The sequence below is a fragment of the Flavobacterium chungangense LMG 26729 genome, from assembly GCF_000735715.2.
GTDB lineage: Bacteria > Bacteroidota > Bacteroidia > Flavobacteriales > Flavobacteriaceae > Flavobacterium > Flavobacterium chungangense.
The window spans coordinates 26,594-53,064 of record NZ_JASY01000002.1 but is presented as its reverse complement, the minus strand read 5'-3'; the positions used below and the strand labels follow the sequence as shown (position 1 = coordinate 53,064).

Below are 26,471 nucleotides of genomic sequence, written 5' to 3'. Positions count from 1 at the left end.
ATGAATATTTATTTTTAAAACCTTTTTATTTTTTTGGTCTCAATACTACTGATGCTTTTGTAAAATCTGAAGAAGCGTTGACTACATTTCTGTATTCCTGATAGATTTCTTTTGGGTAATTTATAGATTTGTAAATCTCAAAAACCTCAACAACTAATTGATTTCCTTCCACTTTTACGGTTGATTTGAAAGAACAATTTGTGGTTTCATCGCCACTTGTTTTCTTATCAATTTCCAAATCCTTAAAACTTTCAACCTCATAACCGTTCGGAATATTGAAAACTATTTTGTGTTTGAACGTTTTAGCATATTTTAAATCCACATCCCATTTTCTATCCGTTTCCTGATATAAATTTCCTTGTTTCCCAATCATTTTACCGAGGTTTACCAAAACCAGATTACCGGCATTTTCAGTTAAGGATTCCTGGGCTTCGGCTTTAACTATTACATGGTAAGGTGTGTTGGAGTAATTGTATTTGAACTCTTGATTTTCAAAACTATAATTGGTTATTTTTATATTAAAATCATCACCAAATACTCTTTCCTTGATATACTCCTCAAGTTTTTTTTCATCTTCATTTTCTTTAATGTATTTCACCCAATTCCTATTCAACTGTCCATCATACCCAGTATAAGAAAGTGTTTTTTCTATAGTAGCCATTGTCAGGTCGTCTGAAAATGAAACAGTACTTTGTGATTCGTTTACAGTAAATTCAGCAGGAGCAATTGGAAAACTTACTACATAATTCTCTTTAAGAGCAGGATAATATGTTCTGCCTTCTGAACCTTGAAGTTCATAAGATGGATAACCATAAGACAAATATTTCTCATACGGTGACAGGAATTTTTTAGTTTCAGGAATATAATACATGAATTCATGAGATAGAGGTACAACAAATTTTTCGGTATCAACCTCTCCATTAAATCGAGACATGCCAACTGCCACTTTATATGGAATTTTTAATTCTTTGAGTGTAAATCCATATAGGTCAAAAATATCACCGCCGGTTAATTTTTGTTTTCCATTGTTTAAATTCGTGATTTTTTGAGCTGTTTCTCCTCTACTTATAAAATCAAAATTGGTTTTTATGTACTCATCAATTTTAATTAATTTTTCTTCGGTTGATTCACTACCAATATTTAATTTTTCAATAAATTCTCTGGCCTGGGCTTTCTTAAAATATTGAAAAGACGGCTTAGAAACATATTGTGGTAAAAAATAATTCCAATTATAAATGTCCATTGATGGAGTCGAAACCATATAGATTAACTTCACTAAATTCTTTATGTTTCGTGCATTCGATTCTTCTTTAATAACCGGAATATTAGTAGCTGTTAATATAGTTTTGCTACTGCTGCCCGTTTTTTTAAACTCTGAAGAAGCATAGGTTTCAAATTTTACGCCATCCTGAGTATGTGTGAATTCGGCAAACAAAACCGGAATATCTTTCTGGAAAACTTCAACTCCATAAGCGGATGGATTTTCTTTTATAATGAAATAATATTCCAAAATATCTCCAGCTTCTACACCTTCAAAAACGATTGATTTTACTTTGTCTATCTCCGTTTCGATAATTTTATCCTGAGGTATTATTTTTATTTCTCCGTTAGGTTTTATGATACGCGCATGAAAATCACGAACATCACGAATGTATCCGTTATCTTGGGCTTTAATCTTATTGTATTTGTTAATTTCCCCGGCTTTATTGATTTTTATTGCAAAATGATTCATTCCAAAAGTTGCATATGCGTAAGCTCCAACTCGTGTATGTATCCAGCGTTTGTCAAACAAGACTACTGCAGGCTGGTCTTTGTGTTCAGCCGGAATTTCATTAAAGATTGGTTTTTCGTCCCAAGTATAGCTTTTTATTTCCTGAGAAAAACTTTGAAAGAAGAATAACAAGACAAAAATTAGAGTTATTTTTTTCATTATTTAGAAAGAATTATGGATTGATTGTAGTGTTTGGTTAGTGTTTTTATAAAGGAATTCCAAAGTATAAAATCCTTGTTATCCAATAGTAATTTTTTTGATTCTATCTTTTGAGTTACTATAATATTATTTTTCAGAAGCTTGTATTGCATATCAAAGCTTCCCAAATCGTTTTCAGTTTTCGAATTTTCAGGCATAAATTCTACTTTATAATCCAATGGTAATTGATACTCATACTGGATTTCATAAACATAAGCAAAGTCATTTTCTATAGAAAGTTTTCTTTTTTCAATATCAATAAGACTTTCTTTTAATGGAAAAAGCAATACCGGTTTTAATAATAATTTACCATTGACATCTTTAATACCATTTTCTAATTTTAATTTAAAATTTGCTTTTGATGGCAACTCCTGATAGTCGTTTTTTTGCAATTCCTGAATATCCAAAAGTATCTTCTGATTATTTTCAGTAATGATGTCTTTCCAAATTTCACTTTCTTTTTGATTATAAGCAGAAAGATGGTTTAACAAATAACTCTTTTTAAAACCTGATACAGTGACGCTTGCATCTCCCACAACACTGGAATTTTCCAGATTTAATTTCATTAGAATTGTGGTTTTATTCCTGCCGGATCCAACTTCCGGAATTTTTTCTATTTTAAATTCCTTTTCTGTTTTTCCTATCAAAGCTTCTTTACCCTGAATAAAAGTAGAAGGAAACGGAAAAGGACAAAATTTATCCGTGGCATCCATAAAATAACTTTTACCATCAATAACTACATTCGTAATCATATGGTTGTCTACCTGTGGCGTTGGAACATCTGCATATGTGTATGGTTTGTGGCGTGTTCCAATCCAGGTTAGATTAGAATTCAATTGCGCATATCTAAACATTTCATTCAAAAGATTCGCCATATCTTTACAGTCTCCATATAACTTTTGAAAAATATCTGAAGCTTCCCTGGGAATAAAACCGCCCATTCCGTCTTCAAAGGCAACATAATGTACATTTTGCTGAACCCATTGATAGATCGCTTTTGCCTTTTCTAAATCAGAGTTTTTATCTTTTACCAGCTCTAATGTTTTGTTCTCCAAAGCCGTTTGATCCGTTTTATTAATATCTTTTGTGATTGAATAATACCATTGATATAATTTTTCAGGTGTACCTAATAACTCTTCTTTTTTACCTTGTATTTCATAACTTTTGATATAAAAAATAATATGTGGCATGAAATATAAAGGACTTGGCATATCCTCTTCTCCTTCAAATTCAGGAATATCATTGGCTTCCCAGGTATAAATATCAAAATTTCCTTCTTTAGTTTTACTGAAAGCTATTTTTTCCTGATAATTTCCAAAAAGTTTATATCCAATTTCAGTAGAAGAATTACATCGAATCTGAAGTTTTGCAGTTTGTGTTTTTATCGGATTTTGAAATCGGAAACTGGATAAAAACCGAGGTTGTTTGAGTTTTGTTTTATAAGAGAATTCAATTAAGGAATTATCTTCCACTTTAGGCATCACAAAATATTTGTATTTATTGTCGCTTTTATAAATGTTTTCATTCTCTGCATCGATTGTAGCAATAGAATAAGAACTTAAATCTATCCTTTTATTTGTTTTTGTAATATAAGTCGACCCTTTTATATTTGAAATTTCACTAAAACTATCAAAAGGAATTCTAATAGCATATTCATGAGTATTTTTGCTTTTTGAAATTGCTCTGCTTTCGTTTACAAAAGTTTCAACTTCTAAGGCATTACCAGAATTTATTACCACGGTTTCGTTGCTGTAAACTATTTTTGACTTTTCCTGAGAATACAATTGAAAAGAAAATAAAAACAATACAATATACTTTTTCATTAATTTGATTTGGTCTAAAAAATATTCTTACTTATTATATTTATCACCGTTACTTGAAATTTTGTAAAAAATTAAATCTATTTTGGAGATAATTTCGGACAGCTAAAATAATATCTTTGTTTCTATTTTTTAACCCATGGAAGTTTTATTACTGTATTTTTTATTTGTAAATGTTCTTGAGTTTATAATTACAGGTTACGACAAATTTTTGGCTCGTAAACAAAAACGCAGAATTCCTGAAAACACCTTGTTTTTTCTCGCTTTTATTGGTGGTTCGATTGGCTTATTAACAGCAATGTTAATCTTTAGCCATAAAACGGCTAAAACTTCTTTTATTATAAAATTTATTGGAATTATTTTGATTCAGATTGTGATTATTTATTTGACAATCAATCATAAAATATAGATATCAACATTGTTAATAACTACATATTAAATATATAATAATTTGATTTACAATACTTTAAAATAAAAACCGGAAAGATTTAAAAAAATCCGCCCGGTTTGCTTTTGTTATATGGTGCGAAGCACCGAATTTTTTTGACTTGTTTACGAACAAGCTATTTTATTCACTCTGTTTTGATGTCTTCCTCCTTCAAATTCAGTACTAAGAAAAGTTTCCACCATTTCTACTGCCTGTGGAATTGAAGTAAAACGTGCCGGAATACTGATAATGTTAGCATCATTATGCAAACGGACTAAAACCGCAATTTCTTTACTCCAGCATAAACCGGCTCTTACTTTTGGATGTTTGTTAACTGTCATGGCTATTCCATTTCCGCTTCCGCAGATTACGATTCCAAAATCAGCTTTTCCTTCAGATACATCATTTGCAACCGGATGACCAAAATCAGGGTAATCAACAGAATCTTCAGAATCTGTTCCGTAATTTGTTACTTCATATCCTTTTGCTTTAAGCATTGCTACAATTGCTTTTTTATACTCCGGTCCTGCGTGATCGTTACCTATCGAAATTTTCATTTTAAATACTATTAAGTTGTGTTTGTGCAAATTTACTCAATAATTAAATGTTCTCCATAAATTACAGTAATTTTCACTTATTTTTTGTTTATTAACAGAAAATTGTTGTTCAAATATGTTCCTCAAAATGCAATACAAAAATGATAATTTCAATTATCTAAATTTCAAACCTTTATCAGTTATCAACATTTTTAATAAATATATAAAATACTGATATTCAATAAATAAAGATTATTTTTTTTATTAAATTTTTATGGTGTTAATAGGAGTTCTTAATTCGTTGATATTCAGTTAACTTTAAATTAACAGAAAATGTTAATAAGTTCAGATAGAAAATTAGAAGTTTTTTTTGGTTGTGTCGAAAAAAAACCTAATCCAAAACTAGAATTAAATATGCAAGAAAAGTTTCATGATTTTTTAGAAAAGTTATCAATATCAAAATTGCCATTTTCAACAGTAATCAACATATCAACTTATCTACAAAATCAATTCATTTTTGGTTGTCAACCTTTGTTAATTAAAATACAAAAAGTCTTATAAATTAATCATTTAACAAAATATAAGTATGTTGATAACTCTATATAACTAAGAGAAACTTCATTTCAATACTTTTAAAAATAAAATTATTATACATATTAACACACTATAATAACCATCAAAAATTAATTAAATTTAAAATTTTCTTTTTGTTGTATTTAATATATGTTGAAAACTAAAAAAGTTGAAAATGAAAAATTTTATTTTTGAAATGAATTTTAGTCTTATTTGAATTTGTTTGAATTTTTGTTTCAGACGATTTTAAGCGGATTGTTCAAATTGTCGAGAATTTCTTGAACTTGTTCGAAATCGCTCGGATGAACTTTGAGTTTGATTCCACCCAGTGCCGTTGTGTATAAAGGAACGACAGAGAGTGTTATTTCGTTTTCAAAAAAATAAGGAATCTCTTCCTGATCTAATAAGTGTTTGAGTATAACCGTTTCGTGGTCATAATTGAATATGGCGATTGTTTTAAAGCTTTCCATAAAGGTCTTTTTATAAAGATACGAAATGGGGAGTATTTAAGTTGGTAAATGCAATGATTAAAAAAAGCTAAATACAAATGACCTTTAAAATATTAATAGAATATTAGTTTGAAAGTTATAATTTTAATAATTCTATTTGTTAAAATCTATAATCTGGTATCTTATTTGTAATTTTAAACTTTATAAGAAAAGATATATGAGTAAGAAAATTAGAAAACCGATAAAAAATGAGAATGATTTCTCAGGAAAAATACTGAAGATTTTATCGAAAAGCCCTAATAAAGCATTTAATTACAAACAAATAGCTGCAAAGCTTGAACTTGATGATACAAAAAGCAGAAACCAGATCATAAAAGATTTAAAAATAATGGCTGGTTCCAAAAAAATTATTGAATCTGAGCCTGGAAAATATTTGGTGAAAGCGGAGAGTCAGGATTATTACGAAGGAACAATCGATATGACCAGCAGAAAAACAGCATATTTTATTTGTGAAGATTTTGCAGAAGATGTTTTTATCCCGACCAATAATCTCAATCGTGCACTAGACAAAGACAAAGTAAAAGTTTACGTTTACAACCGAAGAAAAGGAAAAAGACCCGAAGGTGAAGTGATTGAAGTTGTTGAAAGAAACAAAACAGAATTCGTAGGCGTAATTGATATTCAGCCCAATTTTGCATTTGTTTCGACAGCAAATCCTAAAATGTACACGGATATTTTTATTCCGAAAGACAAAATGGGAGACGCTGAAAATGGTGATGTAGTTTTAGTAAATATTGAAGACTGGCCAAAAAGAGCCGATAGTCCTTTTGGATCTGTAATTAAAGTTTTAGGAAAACCCGGAGAACACAATACGGAGATTCATGCGATTTTAGCAGAATATGGTTTACCATCAGATTTTCCGGTAGAAGTAGAGGTTTATGCACAAAAAATAGACACTTCAATTCAGGAATCTGAGATTGCAAAACGTCGTGATATGCGTGACACGCTTACGTTTACGATTGATCCAAAAGATGCCAAAGATTTTGATGATGCCTTGTCTTTCAAAAAGTTAGAAAACGGAAATTACGAAATTGGAGTTCATATTGCTGATGTTTCGTATTATTTAGAAGAAGGAACAATTTTGGATGATGAAGCTTATCAAAGAGCAACTTCGGTATATTTGGTGGATAGGGTAGTGCCAATGCTTCCGGAAGTTTTATCAAATTTTGCGTGTTCATTACGTCCAAATGAGGAGAAATACACATTTTCTGCTGTATTTGAAGTTTCTCCAACTGCTCAGGTGATCAATCAATGGTTTGGAAGAACGGTAATTTATTCGGATCAGCGTTTTGCTTATGAAGAAGCGCAATACATCATTGAAACAAAAGACAATACGATTCCAATTGATATTTCAATTACCGGAGATTCGTATGTTGTTTCAGATGAAATTGTAGAAGCTACTTTAAAATTAGATGAATTAGCTAAGATTTTAAGAAAGAAAAGAATGGCTAATGGAGCAATTTCTTTTGATAAAGTCGAAGTTAAATTTAATCTTGATGCTGAAGGAGAACCGGAAGGAGTATATTTTAAAGTTTCAAAAGATGCCAATCATCTCATTGAAGAGTTCATGCTTTTAGCCAACAGAAAAGTGGCGGAATATATTGGAAAACAAAAGAAAACATTTATTTATAGAATCCACGACGAACCAAACGAAGACAAATTAATTGCGATGGCAGGTGTAATTGCTAAATTTGGTTATAAAATTGATTTCCGTAACAAAGGGGATATTTCGAAGTCTTTGAATGCATTGATGGAAGAAGTTAACGGTAAAAAAGAGCAAAATCTTATTGATACCCTTGCTATTAGAAGTATGAGTAAAGCCAAATATTCGACAGATAATATTGGTCATTATGGTTTGGCTTTTGATTATTACAGTCATTTTACTTCACCTATCCGTAGATATCCTGACGTTATGGTACATCGATTGTTACAGTTTTATCTTGATGCAGGAAAATCTGTAGATGAAGAGATATATGAAACAAAATGTCTGCATTGTTCGAATATGGAAAGTTTAGCGACAAATGCGGAAAGAGACAGTATCAAATATATGCAGGTGAAATACATGCAGGATCATCAGGACGAAGAATTTTTAGGAGTAATTTCAGGAGTTACAGAATGGGGAATTTATGTTGAAATAATTTCAAATAAATGTGAAGGTATGGTAAGAATCAGAGAAATAAAAGATGATTATTATACTTTTGATGAAAAGCAATATGCTCTCGTTGGAGCAACTTCAAACAGTATATTGCAATTAGGAGATGAAATTTACGTTAAAGTAAAAAATGCGGATTTAGTTAAAAAACAATTAGATTTTCATTTTTTACGAAGAGCTGAATAGTTGTTAAATTTAAAAATTTATAAAATGAAAAAATTAATTATAGTAGCTGCAATTTTAATTGCACAATTGTCTTTTAGTCAGGTTACCAAAGAATTAGGAGATTTTGATTCGGTAAAAGTATTTGATAAATTACATGTAAAATTAGTTCAGTCCTCTGAAAATAAAATTGTAATAAAAGGAGCAAGAGAATCAGAACTTGAAGTTGTTAACAAGTCAGGTTTATTAAAATTAAGAATGCCTTTTCCAAAATTATTATCAGGTGACGATTTAGATATTACGTTATATTACAAACATATTGAACTTATTGATGTTAATGAAGGTGCTTTGGTTTCCAGTAGTAAAGCTATTAAAGCAACTTCATTTAAAGTAAGTGCTCAGGAAGGTGGCAAAATTGATGTAGATTTGGATGTTGATAAACTAAATGTAAGTTCAGTTTCCGGTGGAGAAATTACTTTATCTGGTAAAGCTTCAAATCAGGTCGCAAAACTGGGAGCTGGAGGATATTTATTAGCAAGTAAATTAAATACATCTCAAACTACTGTAAGCGTTTCTGCCGGAGGAAAAGCAGATGTTAATGCTTCTACATTGGTTGATGCAAAAGTTAGCGCAGGAGGCTCTATTTACATTTATGGAAAGCCAAAACAAATTAATCAGAAGACTGTTTTTGGCGGAAAAATTGAAGAAGTAAAGTAAACTAATTATATTTTAATGATAAATGATATTGTAGCTGGGCTGCCATGGGGACTTTTTTTAAGTTTTATGGTAGGCCCGGTATTTTTTATACTACTAGAAACCAGTATTACCAAAGGCTTTAGAGCTGCTATAGTCTTTGATTTAGGTGTAGTACTAGGTGATGTTTTTTTTATAGCAATTGCATATTTAGGAAGCTACAGATTAATTCAGAGTTTAAAAGACAAGCCAGCACTTTTTATCTTTGGAGGTATAATTATGTTAGCATACGGCATAATTTCTTTTGTAAGATTAAAGAATGAAGAAAAAATTGACGATGAAGAAATAGATAGGGATATCATTAAAAGAAATTACGGAAGTTTGTTCATAAAAGGTTTTTTACTGAACGTTATCAACATTGGAGTACTGGGTTTTTGGTTAGCGGTAATTATTTCTGTCGGACCAAAATTAGAAATGCAAAATTCCAGAATGTTTACTTTTTTTACTTCTGTTATTATCACCTATTTATTGGTTGATTGCCTTAAAATTTTACTAGCCAAACAATTAAAATCTAAAATGACACCAACCAATATCTTAAAGATTAAAAAAGGTATCAGTATAGTTCTAATGATTTTTGGATTTGTTTTGATGATTCAAGGCTGGTTTCCGAAAGAAAAAGAAATGGTTAAAAATGCTTTTGAGAAGATTGAGAAGTAGATGAATTATTATGATTAAAAAACTACTTTTATTCTTCTTTTTTTCTTTCGCGCTAAATAGTATAGCACAAAAAGATTCTGTAGTTGTTGATAAACCCAGTATAGCTGTAGTTTCTGCTGATAAATTAAATGTTGTTTACAGAGGAGTTTTAAATCCAATTTCTATTGCTGTTCCAAATTGTAAATCTTTTACTGCTTCTGGTTCAGGGTTAAATAAAAATAAGGAAGGAAAATATTATCTTTCTCCTGGTCAGGGACTTTACTCCATAATTAAAATTGATATTATATTAAATGATAATTCAATAATTAGTGAAGAGCATAAATTTAGGATAAAACAAATTAATAATCCTTTAGCAACTATTAACGAAAAAAGCTGTTATCAAAAATGTATTTTAGAAATGACAAGAAATGAACTTTCTAATGCTACAATTGGTTTTAGTTTACCACAAGATTTGCTTTTTGATATGGATTTTTCTAAGTATAAAATAAACAGCTTTATTGTAAAATTACCTAATAATGTAAAGATATTTATTTCTGGTAATCAGTTGAATAAGGAAGTTTTAGATAAAATTAAAAAATTGAAAAAAGGATTAATTTTTTCAATTACTGATATCGGATATTCTTTCCCTGGATCTGAAAATTATCTTTTACCAAGACTTCTTCCAATCAAAATTATGGTTGTAGAAGAAGAAATAAAAGAAAATTATTATGAAAGTAAAGAGTTTATCAGAGATAGTATTCGTAGAATAAAAAATGAAAAGAAACTTTTAAAAAGATAATTAAATCCTCTGAAAATCAGAGGATTTTTTATGCTTAATCAGTAAGTTTATCATCTGCCTGAGTAGAAATGTCACAGATGCAAAAAAATTAAACATAAAAAAACCTTCAAATTGCTTTAGAGGTATCGTCCGAATTCGAACCAATATTTTTAATTAATTTTCTCTAAAAATTAGACATAAAAAAAACCTCTAAATTGCTTTCAAGGTTTTAGGCATCGTCCGGATTTGAACCAATATTTTTAATTAATTTTTTCTAAAAATTAGACATAAAAAAACTCTAAATTGCTTTGAAGGTTTGAGACATCGTCTGGATTCGAACCCCTTTTTTTATCTAATTTTTTCTAAAAATTAGATAAAAAAACCTCTAAATTGCTTTAGAGGTTTTAGAGGCATCGTCCGGATTCGAACCGGAGTAGGAGCTTTTGCAGAGCCCAGCCTAGCCGCTCGGCCACGACGCCATTGCTTGAACGGATGGCAAAAGTAACCAAAATCTTTAAAATTCAAAAGTTTAAAGTAAAGTATTTTAAAAATTTACTGAAATGTATTCAAAAATTACTTTCTAATTTCCGTCATTTTTATAGTAACTGATTCAACATCACCACCAATAGGAGGATTTATTTTTGAAACCCAAACAGTTGTTTTTTCTGCAGTTTCTATTTCAGCAAGTACACGAATATTGATTCTTTTGGCCACATGTTCTAGTAAATGCGAACGAATTGCCATTTCTTCAGTCACAATTTTATTCAAATGAACATAGTCAACAGTATCCAAAAGATGATCTGTTTCAGCCGATTTTTGAAGATTAGTTTTCACTTTTAGATCGACTGTGTAGTCAGATCCAATTTTTCCTTCTTCAATCATACATCCGTGGTAGGAAAAAGTTCGGATGTTTTTTAGTTTAATAACTCCCATTTTTGTATTGTTTCAGGTTTAAAGTTTCAGGTTTTACGCCACTTAAGTAACTTTAAACCTGAAACCTGAAACCTTTTTTTTATCTTTGCTAAAATTACTATAAATAATGGCATCAGAAGATAAATCACTCAATTTTATTGAACAAATCATAGAAGAAGATCTGAAATTAGGTCTTTCAAATACCAAACTTCGTTTTCGTTTTCCACCGGAACCAAATGGTTATTTGCATATTGGGCACGCCAGTTCTATTGCATTAAATTTTGGTTTAGGAATTGATTATCAGTCACCTGTAAATTTACGTTTTGACGATACGAATCCGGAAAAAGAAGAACAGGAATTTGTTGATGCTATAAAAAGAGATGTAGAATGGCTGGGTTATAACTGGACAGAAGAACGTTATGCTTCAGATTATTTTCAGCAGCTATATGACTGGGCAGTTTTACTAATCAAAAAAGATAAAGCGTATGTTGACAGTCAATCTTCTGAAGATATGGCAATTCAAAAAGGAACTCCATCGACTGAAGGTGTTGACAGCCCGTTTAGAAATCGTTCTATAGAAGAAAATCTAGACTTGTTTGAAAGAATGAAAAGCGGCGAATTTGAGGCTGGAACTCATATTCTTCGTGCTAAAATTGACATGAAATCTACTAACATGTTAATGCGTGATCCCATCATGTACAGGATTTTGCACAAACATCATCATAGAACAGGGGATACCTGGAAAATTTACCCAATGTACGATTGGGCTCACGGTCAAAGCGATTATTTAGAAGCCATTTCACATTCATTTTGTACACTGGAATTTTTGCCTCACCGTGAATTATACGATTGGTTTTTAGATCAGATCATTGATGAAAATCTGATTCGTCCAAAGCAGAGAGAATTTGCAAGACGCAACTTATCTCATACGGTTGTTAGTAAAAGAAAATTGCAGCAACTCGTTAAAGAAAAGCATGTTAACGGTTGGGATGATCCAAGAATGTCAACTATTTCCGGATTAAGAAGACGTGGTTATACAGCTGTTTCTTTACGTAATTTTGCCAACACAATTGGTATTGCAAAACGTGATAACTTGATTAATGTATCGGTTTTAGAATTTTGTATTCGTGAAGATTTGAACAAAATTGCACCTCGTGTAATGGCTGTTTTAGATCCTGTAAAACTGGTAATTACAAATTATCCGGAAGGAAAAGAAGAGTGGCTTGAAGCTGAAAATAATCAGGAAGATGAAAATGCAGGTTTTAGAAAAGTACCTTTTTCACGTGAATTATACATTGAAAGAGAAGACTTTTTAGAAGATGCTCCGGCTAAATATTTCCGTTTGACTTTAGGGAAAGAAGTACGTCTTAAAAATGCATATATCATTAAGGGAGAATCAGTTGTAAAAGATGCTGAAGGAAATATTACCGAAATTCATGTAACGTATGATACCGATTCTTTAAGCGGAAGCGGAACAGAAGCAAGCCAAAGAAAAGTATCCGGAACTTTGCATTGGGTTTCTATTTCACATGCTGTAGAAGCAGAAGTTCGTTTGTACGATCGTTTGTTTACTGATGAAGCGCCTGATAGTTACAAAGACAAAAATTTCTTAGATTTTGTAAATCCAAATTCGTTAGAAATTGTTACAGGATTTGTAGAACCAAGTTTAGCAACAGCTCAAAATGAAGATAAATTTCAGTTTCAGCGTTTGGGTTATTTTACTGTTGATAAAGACTCAACTCCTTCAAAATTAGTATTTAATAAAACGGTTGGATTAAAAGATGCTTGGGAAGAAAAAGGTAAAAAAGAAGAAAACAGCATTAATAATTCTTTGAAAGATATCAACAAATATTTTAAAGTTGAATCTGAAGGTGAGCGTATGTTAATTGAAATGTCAATATCAGAAAATATTAAAAACATTTCTAGTTTCTCCCTTTTACAGAATTCATTCAAGAAAAACATCAATAATAATAAAAGTTCATTATTGTTTGCGCAATTTATTTTAAAACATTCTTATTTTAGATTTGATTTTGAAAAAGAAGATATTATAAAATTATTTTCAATGTCATTAAGAAGCGAATCTACATATGTACGTTATGAAGCACTTTTGAATTCGAGAGATTTTATCAAATTTGAAATTAAAAATAGTTTCTACAACGATTTTTTAAAGTTAGAAGCAAATATACCTAAAAATGCATCTGAGCAAGAACTTGGTCTTATATCGACAATTAGTATTATCAATAAATCATTATAATCTATTAAAAGCGCTTTTATAAGCGCTTTTTTTATTATTTATTTTTTCTATTAAAATTTTAAATTTAATAATTTTAATATATTAAAATTCACCTTCATAAATTGATTTTAAAGTACTTTTTAAATACTTTCGATTCATTTATCATCTTTTTAAAAATCTTTTGAAATTGAGCTTTATTTTAATTTTTGAATATATTGATGGCTGTTTTAACGCTTATCAACATTGAATTGTTGATAAAGTTTAAAACGAGATTTTATTTTCATTTAATTCAGCATATAAACTTCAAAAATCTATTTTTCTATAAATATCAATTTTATTTATCAATTAATTTAAATTTTAATATTTTAATTATTATTTATAAAAACTATCATATTTTTAAAATACATAGTTTATTATAATTAAAATTAGCCTCCATAAATTAATTTTAAGACCACTTTTAATTTCTTTTATCATATTAATCATCTTTTGAATTATTATTGATTTAATGGCTTAATTTTAATTTTTAACCTCAAATTTGTCAGTTTAACGGGTTGTTAACATTCAATTGTTTATAAAGTCAGTATTTTTATCTAAAGGTCAAATATGAAATTTTATAATTCAGAAAAGAGTATCTTTATTAATCACTTTAAATTTTAATATTATGTCAAACAATTCAAATACGATTGCAGCAATTTTAGCCGGTGCAGCTGTAGGTGCAGCGATAGGAATTTTGTTAGCTCCTGATAAAGGCTCAAACACAAGAGCAAAAATTAAAGAAAATCTGGGAGATACTGCCAACAATTTAAAAGACTCCTTAGAAGCAAGTTCAGAAGTTTTGCGTGAAAAATTTGCAAGTGCTACAGAGAATCTTGATGGAACTTTTGATGAATTACTTTCAAATGTAAGCCATAAAACAGAAGAAGTTATTTCTTTTTTAGAATCTAAACTAGCTGATTTGAAAACGCAAAACGCTAAATATCAAAAGTAATAATCCAAGCAACACAAAGCATACCTGATTTATAGTTTATATAATATTTTTTATAATATTTGATATTCAATTTGTAATCAGTTTGTTTTGTGTTTCTTTTTTAATGAAATTTAAAATTATGGCTTTTGAAGAATTAAAAGAAAATACAGAGAATATACAGGAAAATACTAAAGCTTATATTGACAGTAATTTAGCTTATTATAAATTATGGGGTTTTAAAGTAGCAATGAAATCAACAACTTTAATATTTAAGTTTACGTTGATTTTATTATGTTTTAGTATGGTAATGATTTTTGGATCTTTTGCTGCTGCTTATGCTTTTGGATCTTTATTCGAAAGTAATGCACTCGGATTTTTAGCAGTAGGAGGGATCTATTTTGTGTTTACAATTTTACTTTTCTTTATAAAAGATAAGTTTGTTGAAGGTCCGATTTTAGAGAAATTTTCAGAAATCTTTTTTAACGATTAATTTATGGAAGTAAAAAAATACTCATCGTATGCTGAAATAGAAAAAGATCTTGAAATTTTGAAACTCGAAAAAGAAATCAATTATCAGAAATTGGTTTTAAGTTTTCAAAAAACTAAAGAAAGTATTACACCACAAAATGTTATGAATGGCATTTTTTCTTCATTCAAAGATTACCTTTCAAATTCTTATGGAAGTATTTTTCAATCGATTTTACCTTATATAATCGGTTGGTTTATAAATAAAAAAAGAGGCAATTGAGCCTCTTTTTCGTTTTTGATATTTATTAATTTTCTGGAGTTATATCATCTTCATAACCGCTTTGTGGTTGTATTGGTTTTGGTTTCTCCACTTTTTTATTGTTTTTCTTCATCATTTCCCCAACTTGGTTAGATGCTGAGAATGAAGCCACCATATTGTTCAGCATGTCACTTCCTGCCTGTGGAGAATTTGGTAACAAAATTAAATTTGAATTTGCATCAGCTCCAATTGCCTGCAGTGTATCATAATGTTGCGTAACCACAATTAAGGCAGAAGCTTCCTGAGAATTAATTCCCACATTATTCAAAACTTCAACACTTTCTACTAAACCTCGTGCAATTTCACGACGCTGATCTGCAATACCCTGACCTTGTAAACGTTTACTTTCAGCCTCAGCTTTTGCTTTTGCAACAATTCTGATTCTTGAACTTTCAGCTTCAAATTCTGCAGCCGTTTTTTCTCTGTCGGCAGCGTTGATTCTGTTCATGGCATTTTTTACCTGGATATCAGGATCAATATCAGTAACCAAAGTATTGATAATATCATATCCATAAGTAGACATTGCTTCGTTTAATTCACGTTTTACAGCAACTGCGATATCATCTTTTCTTTCAAAAACATCATCTAATTTTAGTTTTGGAACTTCGGCACGAACCACATCAAATACATAAGAAGTTATTTGATCATGCGGATATTCAAGTTTATAAAAAGCTTCATACACGCTTTCCTGAATCACTTTAAACTGAACAGAAACTTTCATTTTGATAAAAACGTTGTCTTTGGTTTTGGTTTCAATGATAACATCTAATTGTTGAATCTTAAGATTTACACGTCCTGCAATTCTGTCAACAACCGGAATTTTAAGTTGCAAACCTGAATTTCTAACACTCTGAAATTTTCCAAATCTTTCGATAATTACAGAGGATTGTTGTTTTACTGTAAAGAATGACGATAGGAAAATAAAGAATGCAATTACAAAAATGATAATGAATGGGATACTCATAGTGATATTGATTTAAGTTTTTAGGTGCGGTAAATTACGAAATTTCTTCGGGTTTGAATATAAAAAAAACGCTAAGAACATTTTATTAATGTTACTTAGCGTTTATATTTTGAAAGTATATTTTTTTACAAAGAACTTATTGCCTTCTGAATCCTAGATATAGTTTCTTCTTTCCCGATGATTTCAACAATGTCAAATAGGTGAGGGCCTTTTAAAGCTCCAACTAAACTTAAACGGAAAGGCTGCATTACTTTGCCCATTCCAATTTGGTTTTTAGTTAACCAGTCTTTTACAATTGCTTCGATATTTGCGGAATCAAAACCATCAATATATTCTAGCGTTGAAATCAATTCCTGCATTAAAGCCGGTGTATCTTCTTTCCAGTTTTTACTTGCTTTTTCATCATAAGATGTTGGAGCCTGGAAAAAGAAATCAGTTAAATCCCAAAATTCAGAAACGAAATGTGCTCTTTCTTTAATCAACGAAACAATTCTTGTAACGTCATATTTAGAAATGTCAACACCTTTTTCTGCTAAAATAGGAGAGAAGCTCTTTGCTAAATCAGCATCATTTTGTTTGATAAGATATTGATGATTGAACCATTTGTTTTTTTCAGGATCAAATTTTGCTCCGGATTTATGAACACGGTTTAAGTCAAAAGCTTCCACCAATTCTTCTAATGAAAATAATTCCTTATCAGTTCCGTCATTCCATCCTAAAAGAGCAAGAAAATTTATAACTGCTTCCGGAAAAAATCCGTTCTCTCTGTAACCGGACGAAATACTTTCTTCCGTTTTCCATTCAAGAGGAAACACAGGAAATCCTAATTTATCACCATCTCTTTTAGATAATTTACCATTTCCAACAGGTTTTAAAATCAAAGGTAAATGTGCAAATTCCGGAGCATCCCAGCCAAAAGCTCTGTACAATAAAACGTGAAGTGGCATAGAGGGTAACCATTCTTCACCACGAATTACATGTGAAGTTTCCATCAAATGATCATCAACAATATTAGCTAAATGGTACGTTGGCATTCCGTCACTTTTAAACAAAACTTTATCATCAAGTAGATTAGTTTCGAACTTAACATCGCCACGAATGATATCTTTTAAATGTAAAGTTTCATCAATCGGAGTTTTAAAACGGATTACATAATGTTCTCCATTTGCAATTCTTTTAGCAGTTTCTTCAGAAGAAATTATTAATGAAGTATCTAATTTTTCACGATTGTGATGATTATATATAAATGTTTTTCCTTCAGCTTCGTGCTGTTTTCTATGAGCATCCAAAGCTTCCGGAGTATCAAAAGCATAATACGCCCAACCAGAATTGATCAGCTGATCTGCATATTGTTGGTATAATGCTGCACGATCACTTTGTCTATACGGACCAAATTTTTCATTTTTCCCAACGGTTTCTTCAGGAGCAATTCCTAACCATTCCAAAGCTTCCATAATATAAGCTTCAGCTCCCGGAACAAAACGCGTTTGATCTGTATCTTCAATTCTTAGATAAAAAACACCATTGTTTTTTTTGGCAAATAAATAATTAAATAAGGCAGTACGAACGCCGCCAATATGTAAAGGTCCTGTTGGACTTGGTGCAAAACGCACACGAACTTGCTTTGACATTTGTTTAAATTTTGATGCAAAGATACAACTCTGAATTAGAAAATTAGAAAATGTGTATAATGAGATAATGTCTTGTTTGTAGCTTAATTGACTAATTTTCTAATTGGTCATTTTCTAATTAAAATTACTACTTTTATAGGTTATAAATCAAACAGATTCATTTTGAAAACAACGTCTGCCATATATCAAAAGCTGGAAGCTTTTATTAAAAAATATTATACGAATGAATTGATAAAAGGAATACTTCTTTTTACCGGTTTTGGACTTTTGTATTTTTTATTTACGCTTTTTATTGAGTATTTCCTTTGGTTAAAACCTTTCGGAAGAACACTTTTATTTTGGGTTTTTATAGGAGTAGAAGTTTTTCTTTTGTTTCGATTTATTCTGTTTCCAATATTTAAGTTGTTCAAACTTCAAAAAGGAATTGATTATAATCAGGCTTCGGCTATTATTGGAAATCATTTTACAGAAGTAAGTGATAAACTAACGAACTTTTTACAGCTTTCGGCTTCTGAGAATTCAGCAGAAAGTTCAGAGTTGATGTTGGCTTCTATAGAGCAAAAAGCAAATTCATTGCAGCCAATTCCGTTCAGCAATGCCATCAATTTTAATTCAAACAGAAAGTATTTGCCATTAGCAATTATTCCAATTTTACTTTTTGTAGTGTTTTATATTTCAGGAAACAGCAATATTATTTCTCAAAGTTTAAATAGAGTAGTGCATTTTAATGCTACATTTTTACCTCCGGCGCCTTTCAAATTTGTAGTTCTAAATCAAAATTTACAAACAGAACAGAACAAAGATTTTGTTGTAAAAATGGAATCTGTTGGAAACATCATTCCCGAAAATGTCATGATTCACATTGGTGATGAAAGTTATTTTATGGAATCTTCTCAACCAGGAAAGTTCGAATTCAAAATTGAAAAACCAGTTGATAATGTTTCATTTTCTTTTGAAGGAAATTCAGTTTCCTCTCAAGAATATGAATTAAAAGTTATCACGGTTCCATCAATTACCAACTTCGAAATGGTTTTGAATTTTCCTTCTTACTTAAAAAAGAAATCAGAAACTATTCAGGGAACCGGAAATGCAATCGTTCCTGAAGGTACTTTGGTAACCTGGAAAATGAATACACAGTCGACTCAGGAGATTGTTTGGAAGGATGAAAACGCAACTTTGAAGTTTAATAAAGCTGAAAATGAGTTTAAATTGAGTAAAAATATCGCTCAAAATACAGAATATCAAATTCTTACTTCTAATAAGAAGGTTAAAAACTATGAAAAACTGGATTATCAGCTGTCTGTTATCAAAGATCAGCATCCAACAATTACAGTTGCACCAGCTCCGGACAGTTTGAAATTAGATAAAAATTATGTCTTAGGAAGATTAGGAGATGACTACGGATTATCAAAATTGCAAGTAGTTTTCTACGAGCGCAACAAACCACAAACGGCAAAGCGTGGAACTATTCCGGTAAAGCAAGCTGTGTTCGATCAGTTCGTTTTTTCTTTCCCAAGTAATTTACCTGTAGAAGAAGGAGTATCTTATGAATACTATTTTGAAGTTTTTGATAACGATGCACCACATGGTTTTAAGCGTACTAAGTCTTCTGTTTTTTCAGACAGAGTTTCTACCACTGATGAAGTTCATGATTTGGAATTGGAACAGCAAAATCAAAACATAAATGGTTTATCTAAATCATTAAAAAATCAAACCAAGCAAATTTCTGAAATGGATAAAATCCAGAATACAGGAAAAGAAAAAGATAATCTGGAATTTAAAGACCAGCAAAAGATTAATGATTTTATTAAACGTCAGAAACAACAAGACGAAATGATGAAACAGTTTGCTGAGAAAATGAATAAGAATCTGGATAAATTCAAAGATGATAAAAAGGATAAAACAGCAGAAGATTTACAAAAGCGTTTAGAGAATGCTGATAAGGATTTAGAGAAAAATCAAAAATTATTAGACGAACTAAAGAACTTAAATGATAAATTAAACAGCGAAGAGTTGTTTGATAAAATGGAAAAATTCAAACAAATCAGTAAAAATCAATCCAGAAATTTAGAACAATTAGTTGAATTGACCAAACGTTTTTATGTAGAAAAGAAAGCAGGGCAGGTTGCTGAGAAATTAAATAAACTGGCAGAAAAACAGGAACAGCTTTCTAATAAAGAAAAAGAAAACACTCAGGACAAGCAGGAAGAAATTAATAAAGCTTTTGATAAAATTCAGGAAGATTTAAAAGACTTAAAAGAGGAAAACAAAACGTTAAAATCTCCTTTGGATATTCCTTCTGATGCTTCTAAAGAAAAAGATTTGAAAGATGATTTACAAAAAGCATCTGATGAATTGAATAAAAAAAACACTTCTTCGGCTAAGCAAAAACAGAAAAGCGCTTCTAAGAAAATGAAGAGTATGGCTCAACAAATGGACTCCAGTATGGAAGGTGGAGAACAAGAACAACTGGAAGAAGATGTAGCAATGCTTCGTCAAATTCTGGATAATTTGCTGGCTTATTCATTATCTCAGGAAAATGTAATGAAACAATTTAAATCCATGAAACTTGGTTCTTCTATATATACGAAGAACATTAAAGTACAACAGAATTTAAAACAACAATTTAAACATGTCGACGATAGTTTGTTTGCTTTGTCTTTACGTAACCCAAAAGTAGCAGAAGATGTAACTAAGGAAATTGGAAATGTACAATATAATGTAGACAAGGCCATTGAATCTTTGACAGACGTTCAGGTTCCAAAAGGAGTTTCGCACCAACAATATGCAGTTTCCTCTGCCAATAAGTTAGCTGACTTTTTGAGTGATTTATTAAATAACATGCAGATGTCTATGTCTAAACCGGGCGTAGGAAAACCAAAACCAGGAGACGGACAAGGAATGCAATTGCCGGATATTATTCAAAAGCAAAAAGGATTAGCTGATAAAATGAAAGAAGGAATGAAGCAAGGAGAAAAACCGGGAGAAAAACCAGGTGATAAACCGGGAGAAAAACCAGGACAAGGACAAGGTGGAAAATCGGGCCAATCTCAAAATGGACAAGGCAAAAATGGACAATCTGGTAAAGATGGGAAAAATGGGAAAGGAGAAAAGAATAATAATGAAGGAGAAGATGGAGAAGGGGACGCTGAAAAGATAATGGAGATTTACAAAGAGCAAGTTAAACTTCGTGAAGAGTTGCAAAAAGAGTTAGCTAAAAAAGGATTAGATTCTCAGGGAAGATCTGTTATTGAACAAATGAAACAATCTGAAAAGCAACTTTTGAATAAAGGATTTAAGAATGAGAACCTGCAAAGAATCTTAAATATCCAACAAGAATTATTAAAATTAAATAATGCAGTTCAGCAACAAGGTCAGGATACGAAGCGTCAATCAGAAACAAACAAGGCTGAATTTACTAATAGAAGTAATGCGTTGCCAAGCTCATTATTGGATTATTTAAATAGTGTAGAGATTTTAAATAGACAATCGCTACCTTTGCGCTCAAATTTCAACCAAAAGGTTCAAGAATATTTTAATACAAAATGATCAATTTTAATTACGAAACAGATTTTAATTTAGAAAACGAAGAAGCCCTTACTGATTGGTTGAGCGCTGTAATTGTTTCTGAAAAGAAAAACGAAGGAGAGATAAATTACATTTTTTGTGATGATGAATATCTCCATAAGATCAATGTTGAATATCTGGATCACGATACATTAACAGATATTATCAGTTTTGATTATACAGTTGGAAACGAATTAAACGGAGATATTTTTGTTTCTGTAGAAAGAGTAAAAGACAATGCAAAGGATTTTAATGTTTCTTTTGATGAAGAATTGAAACGAGTTTTAGCTCATGGTATTTTACATTATTGTGGGTACAAAGATAAAACAGATGCCGATGCTGAGTTAATGCGTTCCAAAGAAGATGAAAAAATAGCGATGTTCCACGTGAAACTTTAACTTAAACATCTCTTTTTAAAGTTTAGAGTTTATGTTCCACGTGAAACACTGTTTTAAATTTTATATCAACAATTAAACGTTCCACGTGGAACGTTTTTTAAGTTTTAAGTTTTTGTTGAATTCGTTCCACGTGGAACACGAAATCTTTATTTCATGTTTAAAGGTTAATTAGTTCGTTGTTCCACGTGAAACAGTTTTAATTCGTAGTTAGTAAATCAGAAAGTGATAAAAATGTTTCACGTGGAACATGTCTCAGGTTTACCGAAAAGATGAAATATAAATAATGGAGATAAAATATATGTTTCACGTGGAACATAGTTCAGGGGTAAATTTGAAACCTGAAACAAGATAAAGAATGTTAATTCTGAGAACTGACTTAACCGGTTTCCAGAGAATAATAAAACAAAATGTTTTTAGAAGAATACGATGTTATTGTGGTCGGTGCCGGCCATGCAGGATCTGAAGCTGCAGCTGCGGCTGCAAATTTGGGATCAAAAACTTTATTGGTTACAATGAGTTTGCAGAACATTGCACAGATGTCTTGTAACCCAGCGATGGGAGGAATTGCAAAAGGACAGATCGTTCGTGAGATTGATGCGCTTGGAGGTTACTCCGGAATTGTTTCAGACAGAACGGCAATTCAGTTTAAGATGTTGAATAAATCGAAAGGTCCAGCAATGTGGTCGCCGAGAGTTCAAAGTGATCGAATGCGTTTTGCTGAAGAATGGAGAATGATGTTGGAGGGAACTCCAAATTTAGATTTTTACCAAGAGATGGTAAAAGGTCTGATTATCGAGAATGGAAAGATAAAAGGAATCAGAACTTCGCTTGAAGTTGAGATTCGTTCGAAATCTGTTGTCCTGACAAACGGAACTTTTTTGAACGGATTGATTCATATTGGAGACAAACAATTCGGTGGGGGAAGAGCGGGCGAAAGTGCCGCTTTCGGAATTACCGAAGATTTGGTTGCTGTAGGTTTTGAATCTGGAAGAATGAAAACAGGAACGCCGCCGAGAGTCGATGGACGTTCTTTGGATTATTCTAAAATGAACGAAGAAAAAGGAGATACGAAACCGGATAAGTTTTCGTATTCTGATTTGACCGTTCCATTGACCGAACAAAGATCTTGTCACATGACATACACGTCATTGGATGTTCATGATATTTTGAGATCAGGATTTGATCGTTCTCCAATGTTCAACGGAAGAATAAAAAGTATCGGTCCGAGATATTGTCCTTCGATTGAGGATAAGATAAATCGTTTTGCAGATAAAGAAAGACATCAATTATTTGTTGAACCGGAAGGATGGAAAACTTGTGAGGTTTACGTTAATGGATTTTCAACTTCGCTTCCCGAAGATATTCAATTTAAAGCATTGCGTTCGGTTGCCGGTTTTGAGAATGTAAAATTTCTTCGTCCGGGTTATGCAATCGAATATGATTATTTTCCGCCAACACAATTGAAACATACTTTGGAAACGAAGTTAGTTGAAGGATTATATTTTGCCGGACAAATAAATGGAACAACAGGATATGAAGAAGCAGCTTCGCAAGGTTTGATGGCCGGAATAAATGCGCATTTAAAAGTGCATGAAAAAGCGCCGTTAATTTTAAAACGTGATGAAGCCTATATCGGAGTTTTGATTGACGACTTAATTACGAAAGGAACAGAAGAACCTTATCGTATGTTTACATCAAGAGCAGAATATAGAACATTGTTGCGACAAGATAATGCCGATTTCAGATTGACACCAATGTCGCATGAAATTGGTTTAGCTTCTGAAGCTCGTTTGCGCAGAATGGAACGTAAATTAAATGAGTCTGAAAAGATGGTTCAGTTCTTTAAAGAAACAAGTGTTTCGGTAGCAGAAACGAATCCGATTTTAGAAGCGAAAGATAGTGCACCAATTTCTCAGGGTGATAAAATGTTTAAAGTTTTTTCACGTCCGCAATTAGATTTGGAGGATATGATGAAATTTGAAAAAGTGAAAGCTTATGCTGAAGAAAATGATCTTGATCAGGAAATTTTAGAGCAGGCCGAAATCCAGGTTAAATATTCTGGTTATATCGAAAAGGAAAGAAATAATGCAGACAAACTTACTCGTTTAGAAGAAGTGAAAATACCTGAAAATTTCGACTATAATAAAATTAAATCTATGTCAATCGAAGCGAAACAAAAATTAAGTAAAATTCGTCCGATTACAATTTCTCAGGCATCAAGAATCAGCGGAGTTTCTCCGAGTGATATTTCAGTGCTTTTGATTTATATGGGAAGATAAAATAAATGTTTCAAGTTTCAGGTTTCAAATTTTGTTGGAATCTGAAACTTGTTTTTATTTGTTTCTCGTTCCATGTGAAACTTGAAACCTGAAACAAAGAAAACCTGAAACAACTTTAAATTTGTTCCACGTGAAACACTGAATTTAATTTTAATGAAAATCATTAGTAAAGAGATTTTATCTGAAGAAGAAAAAAAAGTTTTGAGAGAACTCTGGAACGAGGAATATCCGGCACGATTAAATTGCAAAACGATGCAGGATTTTGAATTGTACTTAAACGGTCTTTTAAATACAAAACATTATTTGCTGCTTGATGATGAAAATAAAATTAATGGTTGGGCTTATACTTTTTTAAGAGAAAATGAAGATTGGTTTGGATTAATTTTGAATCATAAATTTCAGGGGAAAGGAAACGGTTCTCTTTTGATTAATTTAATTAAAAGCAAAAACAATAGCTTGAATGGATGGGTAAGCGATGGAGAAAATGACGTAAAACAAAATGGATTATTTTATAAATCTCCGATGCAGTTTTATTTCAAAAATGGTTTTACAATTATTCCGGAAATACGAATTGAAAATGAAAAATTATCAGCTGTAAAAATTAATTGGAAAGCTGAAAAGAAAATATAAATATTAAGAAAGAGAAACCCTAAAAGTGAAATTTTACTTTTAGGGTTTACTATGAAATTAAACCAAAATACCTATAATTTAAAAATGGACGTTTTAAACAAAAAACATTTTCTGACTGTAAAAGACCATTCAGTTTCAAAAGAAATTTTCGATTTGTATTATGATGAAAATCTGGATATGCTGATTACATCTCCGCAGCCGGATTTGGAAAATCTTGGAAGATATTACGAAAGCGAAGATTATATTTCGCACACAGATAACAAACGTTCTGTTTTTGAAAAAGCGTATCATTTTGTAAAAAACATAGCGCTAAAAAATAAACTGAATCTGATTAATTCAGAACAATCTCAAAAAGGAAAAATTTTAGATATTGGAGCCGGAACCGGAGATTTTTTATTAACTGCAAAAAATGATGGCTGGGAAACGGTTGGAGTAGAACCAAGCGTAAGAGCAAAAGAAATTGCAAGAGGAAAAGGAATTTCATTTGTAGAAGAAATCAGCGAACTTGAAAATAATTCTTTTGACGTAATTACGATGTGGCATGTTTTGGAACACGTTCCAAATTTAGAATTGCAAATCCAGGAATTGAAGCGTTTATTAAAGCCAACTGGAACATTAATTGTTGCGGTTCCAAATTTCAAATCCTACGATGCAAAACATTATGGAGAATTTTGGGCAGCTTTTGATGTACCGATTCATTTTTGGCATTTCTCGAAAAAAGCAATAAAATCGCTGTTCGAAAAAGTAGACATGAAATTGGAAAAAGTACTTCCGATGAAATTTGATTCTTTTTATGTGAGTCTTTTGTCAGAAAAGTATAAAACAGGAAAAATGAATTTCATTAGCGCATTTTTTATCGGTTTACGATCAAATTTAAAAGCGTCTTCAACAAAAGAGTATTCATCTCACATTTATGTCTTAAAAAACAGCTAAAACGTAAAATAAGCTTATTTAAAGCGTTTTCTTAAACAATGTGAGGGTTTGTGTTGTCTTTTTTGAGAAAACTGCTCTAAGAAAAGATATGAAAGCCGCTTTCAATAGTGATATCTTATTGTTGATTTTTAGTCCATAAATAAAACTAATATGATAAAATTATAGCATTTTTTGAACTTTATGTCTATGCTATTTATTTTTTTATATTTTTGTCTTTCATACATAAAAAATAGAAAATTCAGAAAATGAAAAAAGCATTAGTAATTATCGCGCTTTCGGTTTTAGTTGTTTCATGTAATAAAACAGCTGAAGTAAAGGAAGTAAAAACAGCTTACGTAGATACTTCGGTTTTGATGAAAGAGTACACTGAAGCAAAAGACCTTGAAGCAAAATACAAAGCACAATCAGAAGAAAAAGGAAGACAACTGCAAGCTGAGATAAATCGTTTCAAACAAGATGCTGCTAATTTTCAAAGTCAGGCACAGGCTAACGGTCAGGCCTGGGCACAACAAAGAGGTGCTGAATTACAAAAGAGAGAACAACAATTGGGTTATGCTCAACAGCAATTAGCTCAGCAACTGCAACAAGAAAGCGGAGTTGAAATGGATTCTCTTGTAAGCGGAGTGAAAAAATTCATAAAAGATTATGGCAAGAAAAACGGATATTCTTATATCTACGGTACAGGTGATGCTGCAACTGTTTTGTATGCTGAAGATAAATATGACATTACAAAAGAAATTATCAAAGCTTTGAACGATAAATACAAGGCTGAGCCAAAAGCAGATGACAAAGCTGCAACTAAAGAAGAGGCTAAGAAATAACAACCAAAATAACTAACTATTTTAAAACCTAAAT

At 31.0% G+C, this 26,471-nt stretch carries 22 protein-coding genes and 1 tRNA gene; 15 read left to right on the top strand and 8 right to left on the bottom strand.

Translation table 11 applies throughout. From position 1 onward, the window contains the following. Window positions 1-25: 25 nt before the first annotated feature. Window positions 26-1,930, bottom strand: a complete 1,905-nt coding sequence (locus JE46_RS03290) for a hypothetical protein (RefSeq protein ID WP_031453837.1) — start codon at window positions 1,928-1,930, stop codon at window positions 26-28. Further along, window positions 1,930-3,792: a DUF3857 domain-containing protein gene (locus JE46_RS03285; RefSeq protein WP_031453836.1), complete on the bottom strand. Its 1,863-nt coding sequence runs from the start codon at window positions 3,790-3,792 to the stop codon at window positions 1,930-1,932. The genes JE46_RS03290 and JE46_RS03285 overlap by 1 nt, the downstream gene beginning before the upstream one ends. 136 nt (window positions 3,793-3,928) lie before the next feature. Between JE46_RS03285 and JE46_RS03280 the strand changes: the two genes are divergently transcribed. Then, on the top strand, window positions 3,929-4,198 hold the full coding sequence (locus JE46_RS03280) for a DUF1294 domain-containing protein (protein WP_031453835.1): 270 nt from the start codon (window positions 3,929-3,931) through the stop codon (window positions 4,196-4,198). Window positions 4,199-4,341: 143 nt separating this feature from the next. On the opposite strand, the gene rpiB is transcribed toward JE46_RS03280, so the two are convergent. After that, complete coding sequence (rpiB, locus tag JE46_RS03275; protein ID WP_031453834.1) at window positions 4,342-4,773, bottom strand: ribose 5-phosphate isomerase B; 432 nt, start codon at window positions 4,771-4,773, stop codon at window positions 4,342-4,344. Window positions 4,774-5,561: 788 nt separating this feature from the next. Continuing rightward, window positions 5,562-5,795 (bottom strand): DUF2007 domain-containing protein, encoded by a 234-nt coding sequence (locus JE46_RS03265; RefSeq protein WP_031453832.1) that lies wholly within the window; start codon window positions 5,793-5,795, stop codon window positions 5,562-5,564. Window positions 5,796-5,991: 196 nt separating this feature from the next. Between JE46_RS03265 and rnr the strand changes: the two genes are divergently transcribed. The 4 genes from rnr to JE46_RS03245 are packed head-to-tail and all read left to right on the top strand — an operon-like array spanning window position 5,992 to window position 10,336. After that, window positions 5,992-8,172, top strand: a complete 2,181-nt coding sequence (rnr, locus tag JE46_RS03260; RefSeq protein ID WP_031453831.1) for a ribonuclease R — start codon at window positions 5,992-5,994, stop codon at window positions 8,170-8,172. Between the two features lie 24 nt (window positions 8,173-8,196). Then, on the top strand, window positions 8,197-8,865 hold the full coding sequence (locus tag JE46_RS03255; RefSeq protein WP_031453830.1) for a head GIN domain-containing protein: 669 nt from the start codon (window positions 8,197-8,199) through the stop codon (window positions 8,863-8,865). A gap of 15 nt (window positions 8,866-8,880) precedes the next feature. Next, window positions 8,881-9,558 (top strand): LysE family translocator, encoded by a 678-nt coding sequence (locus JE46_RS03250; protein WP_031453829.1) that lies wholly within the window; start codon window positions 8,881-8,883, stop codon window positions 9,556-9,558. A gap of 10 nt (window positions 9,559-9,568) precedes the next feature. Continuing rightward, window positions 9,569-10,336: a GldM family protein gene (locus JE46_RS03245; RefSeq protein ID WP_031453828.1), complete on the top strand. Its 768-nt coding sequence runs from the start codon at window positions 9,569-9,571 to the stop codon at window positions 10,334-10,336. 387 nt (window positions 10,337-10,723) lie between these two features. Here JE46_RS03245 and JE46_RS23985 read toward each other — a convergent pair. Both JE46_RS23985 and folB read right to left on the bottom strand, forming a co-directional pair. Continuing rightward, a tRNA-Cys gene (locus JE46_RS23985) sits at window positions 10,724-10,794 on the bottom strand. Window positions 10,795-10,888: 94 nt separating this feature from the next. Next, on the bottom strand, window positions 10,889-11,248 hold the full coding sequence (gene folB / locus JE46_RS03240; protein WP_031453827.1) for a dihydroneopterin aldolase: 360 nt from the start codon (window positions 11,246-11,248) through the stop codon (window positions 10,889-10,891). A gap of 106 nt (window positions 11,249-11,354) precedes the next feature. Between folB and JE46_RS03235 the strand changes: the two genes are divergently transcribed. From JE46_RS03235 to JE46_RS03220, 4 genes are all read left to right on the top strand, one after another. Next, window positions 11,355-13,481 (top strand): glutamine--tRNA ligase/YqeY domain fusion protein, encoded by a 2,127-nt coding sequence (locus JE46_RS03235; protein WP_031453826.1) that lies wholly within the window; start codon window positions 11,355-11,357, stop codon window positions 13,479-13,481. Window positions 13,482-14,121: 640 nt separating this feature from the next. Next, the gene (locus tag JE46_RS03230) at window positions 14,122-14,448 is read left to right on the top strand and encodes a YtxH domain-containing protein (protein ID WP_031453825.1); all 327 of its coding nucleotides are present in this window, start codon (window positions 14,122-14,124) and stop codon (window positions 14,446-14,448) included. A 118-nt stretch (window positions 14,449-14,566) separates the two neighbouring features. Beyond that, complete coding sequence (locus tag JE46_RS03225; RefSeq protein ID WP_031453824.1) at window positions 14,567-14,917, top strand: hypothetical protein; 351 nt, start codon at window positions 14,567-14,569, stop codon at window positions 14,915-14,917. A gap of 3 nt (window positions 14,918-14,920) precedes the next feature. Beyond that, window positions 14,921-15,175 (top strand): DUF6327 family protein, encoded by a 255-nt coding sequence (locus JE46_RS03220; protein WP_031453823.1) that lies wholly within the window; start codon window positions 14,921-14,923, stop codon window positions 15,173-15,175. Window positions 15,176-15,200: 25 nt separating this feature from the next. Here the strand turns inward: JE46_RS03220 and JE46_RS03215 are convergent, their stop codons facing one another. Together JE46_RS03215 and gltX are read right to left on the bottom strand one after the other, a co-directional pair. Then, entirely contained in the window at window positions 15,201-16,178 is a 978-nt protein-coding gene (locus tag JE46_RS03215) for an SPFH domain-containing protein (RefSeq protein WP_031453822.1), read from the bottom strand. Window positions 16,179-16,303: 125 nt separating this feature from the next. Continuing rightward, entirely contained in the window at window positions 16,304-17,809 is a 1,506-nt protein-coding gene (gene gltX, locus JE46_RS03210; protein ID WP_031453821.1) for a glutamate--tRNA ligase, read from the bottom strand. A gap of 162 nt (window positions 17,810-17,971) precedes the next feature. Here gltX and JE46_RS03205 point away from each other — a divergent pair, with 162 nt between their 5' ends. From JE46_RS03205 to JE46_RS03180, 6 genes are all read left to right on the top strand, one after another. Beyond that, entirely contained in the window at window positions 17,972-21,358 is a 3,387-nt protein-coding gene (locus JE46_RS03205) for a DUF4175 family protein (RefSeq protein WP_031453820.1), read from the top strand. Continuing rightward, window positions 21,355-21,774: an rRNA maturation RNase YbeY gene (gene ybeY, locus JE46_RS03200; protein ID WP_031453819.1), complete on the top strand. Its 420-nt coding sequence runs from the start codon at window positions 21,355-21,357 to the stop codon at window positions 21,772-21,774. The genes JE46_RS03205 and ybeY overlap by 4 nt, the downstream gene beginning before the upstream one ends. 407 nt (window positions 21,775-22,181) lie before the next feature. Continuing rightward, the gene (gene mnmG, locus JE46_RS03195; protein WP_031453818.1) at window positions 22,182-24,053 is read left to right on the top strand and encodes a tRNA uridine-5-carboxymethylaminomethyl(34) synthesis enzyme MnmG; all 1,872 of its coding nucleotides are present in this window, start codon (window positions 22,182-22,184) and stop codon (window positions 24,051-24,053) included. A gap of 153 nt (window positions 24,054-24,206) precedes the next feature. Continuing rightward, complete coding sequence (locus JE46_RS03190) at window positions 24,207-24,683, top strand: hypothetical protein (protein ID WP_031453817.1); 477 nt, start codon at window positions 24,207-24,209, stop codon at window positions 24,681-24,683. 84 nt (window positions 24,684-24,767) lie between these two features. Continuing rightward, window positions 24,768-25,616 carry a class I SAM-dependent methyltransferase gene (locus JE46_RS03185; RefSeq protein WP_031453816.1) on the top strand — a complete coding sequence of 283 codons (849 nt, stop codon included), beginning with the start codon at window positions 24,768-24,770 and terminating at the stop codon, window positions 25,614-25,616. Window positions 25,617-25,861: 245 nt separating this feature from the next. Beyond that, window positions 25,862-26,437, top strand: coding sequence for an OmpH family outer membrane protein (locus JE46_RS03180; RefSeq protein ID WP_031453815.1), 576 nt, complete (start codon window positions 25,862-25,864; stop codon window positions 26,435-26,437). Window positions 26,438-26,471 lie beyond the last annotated feature (34 nt).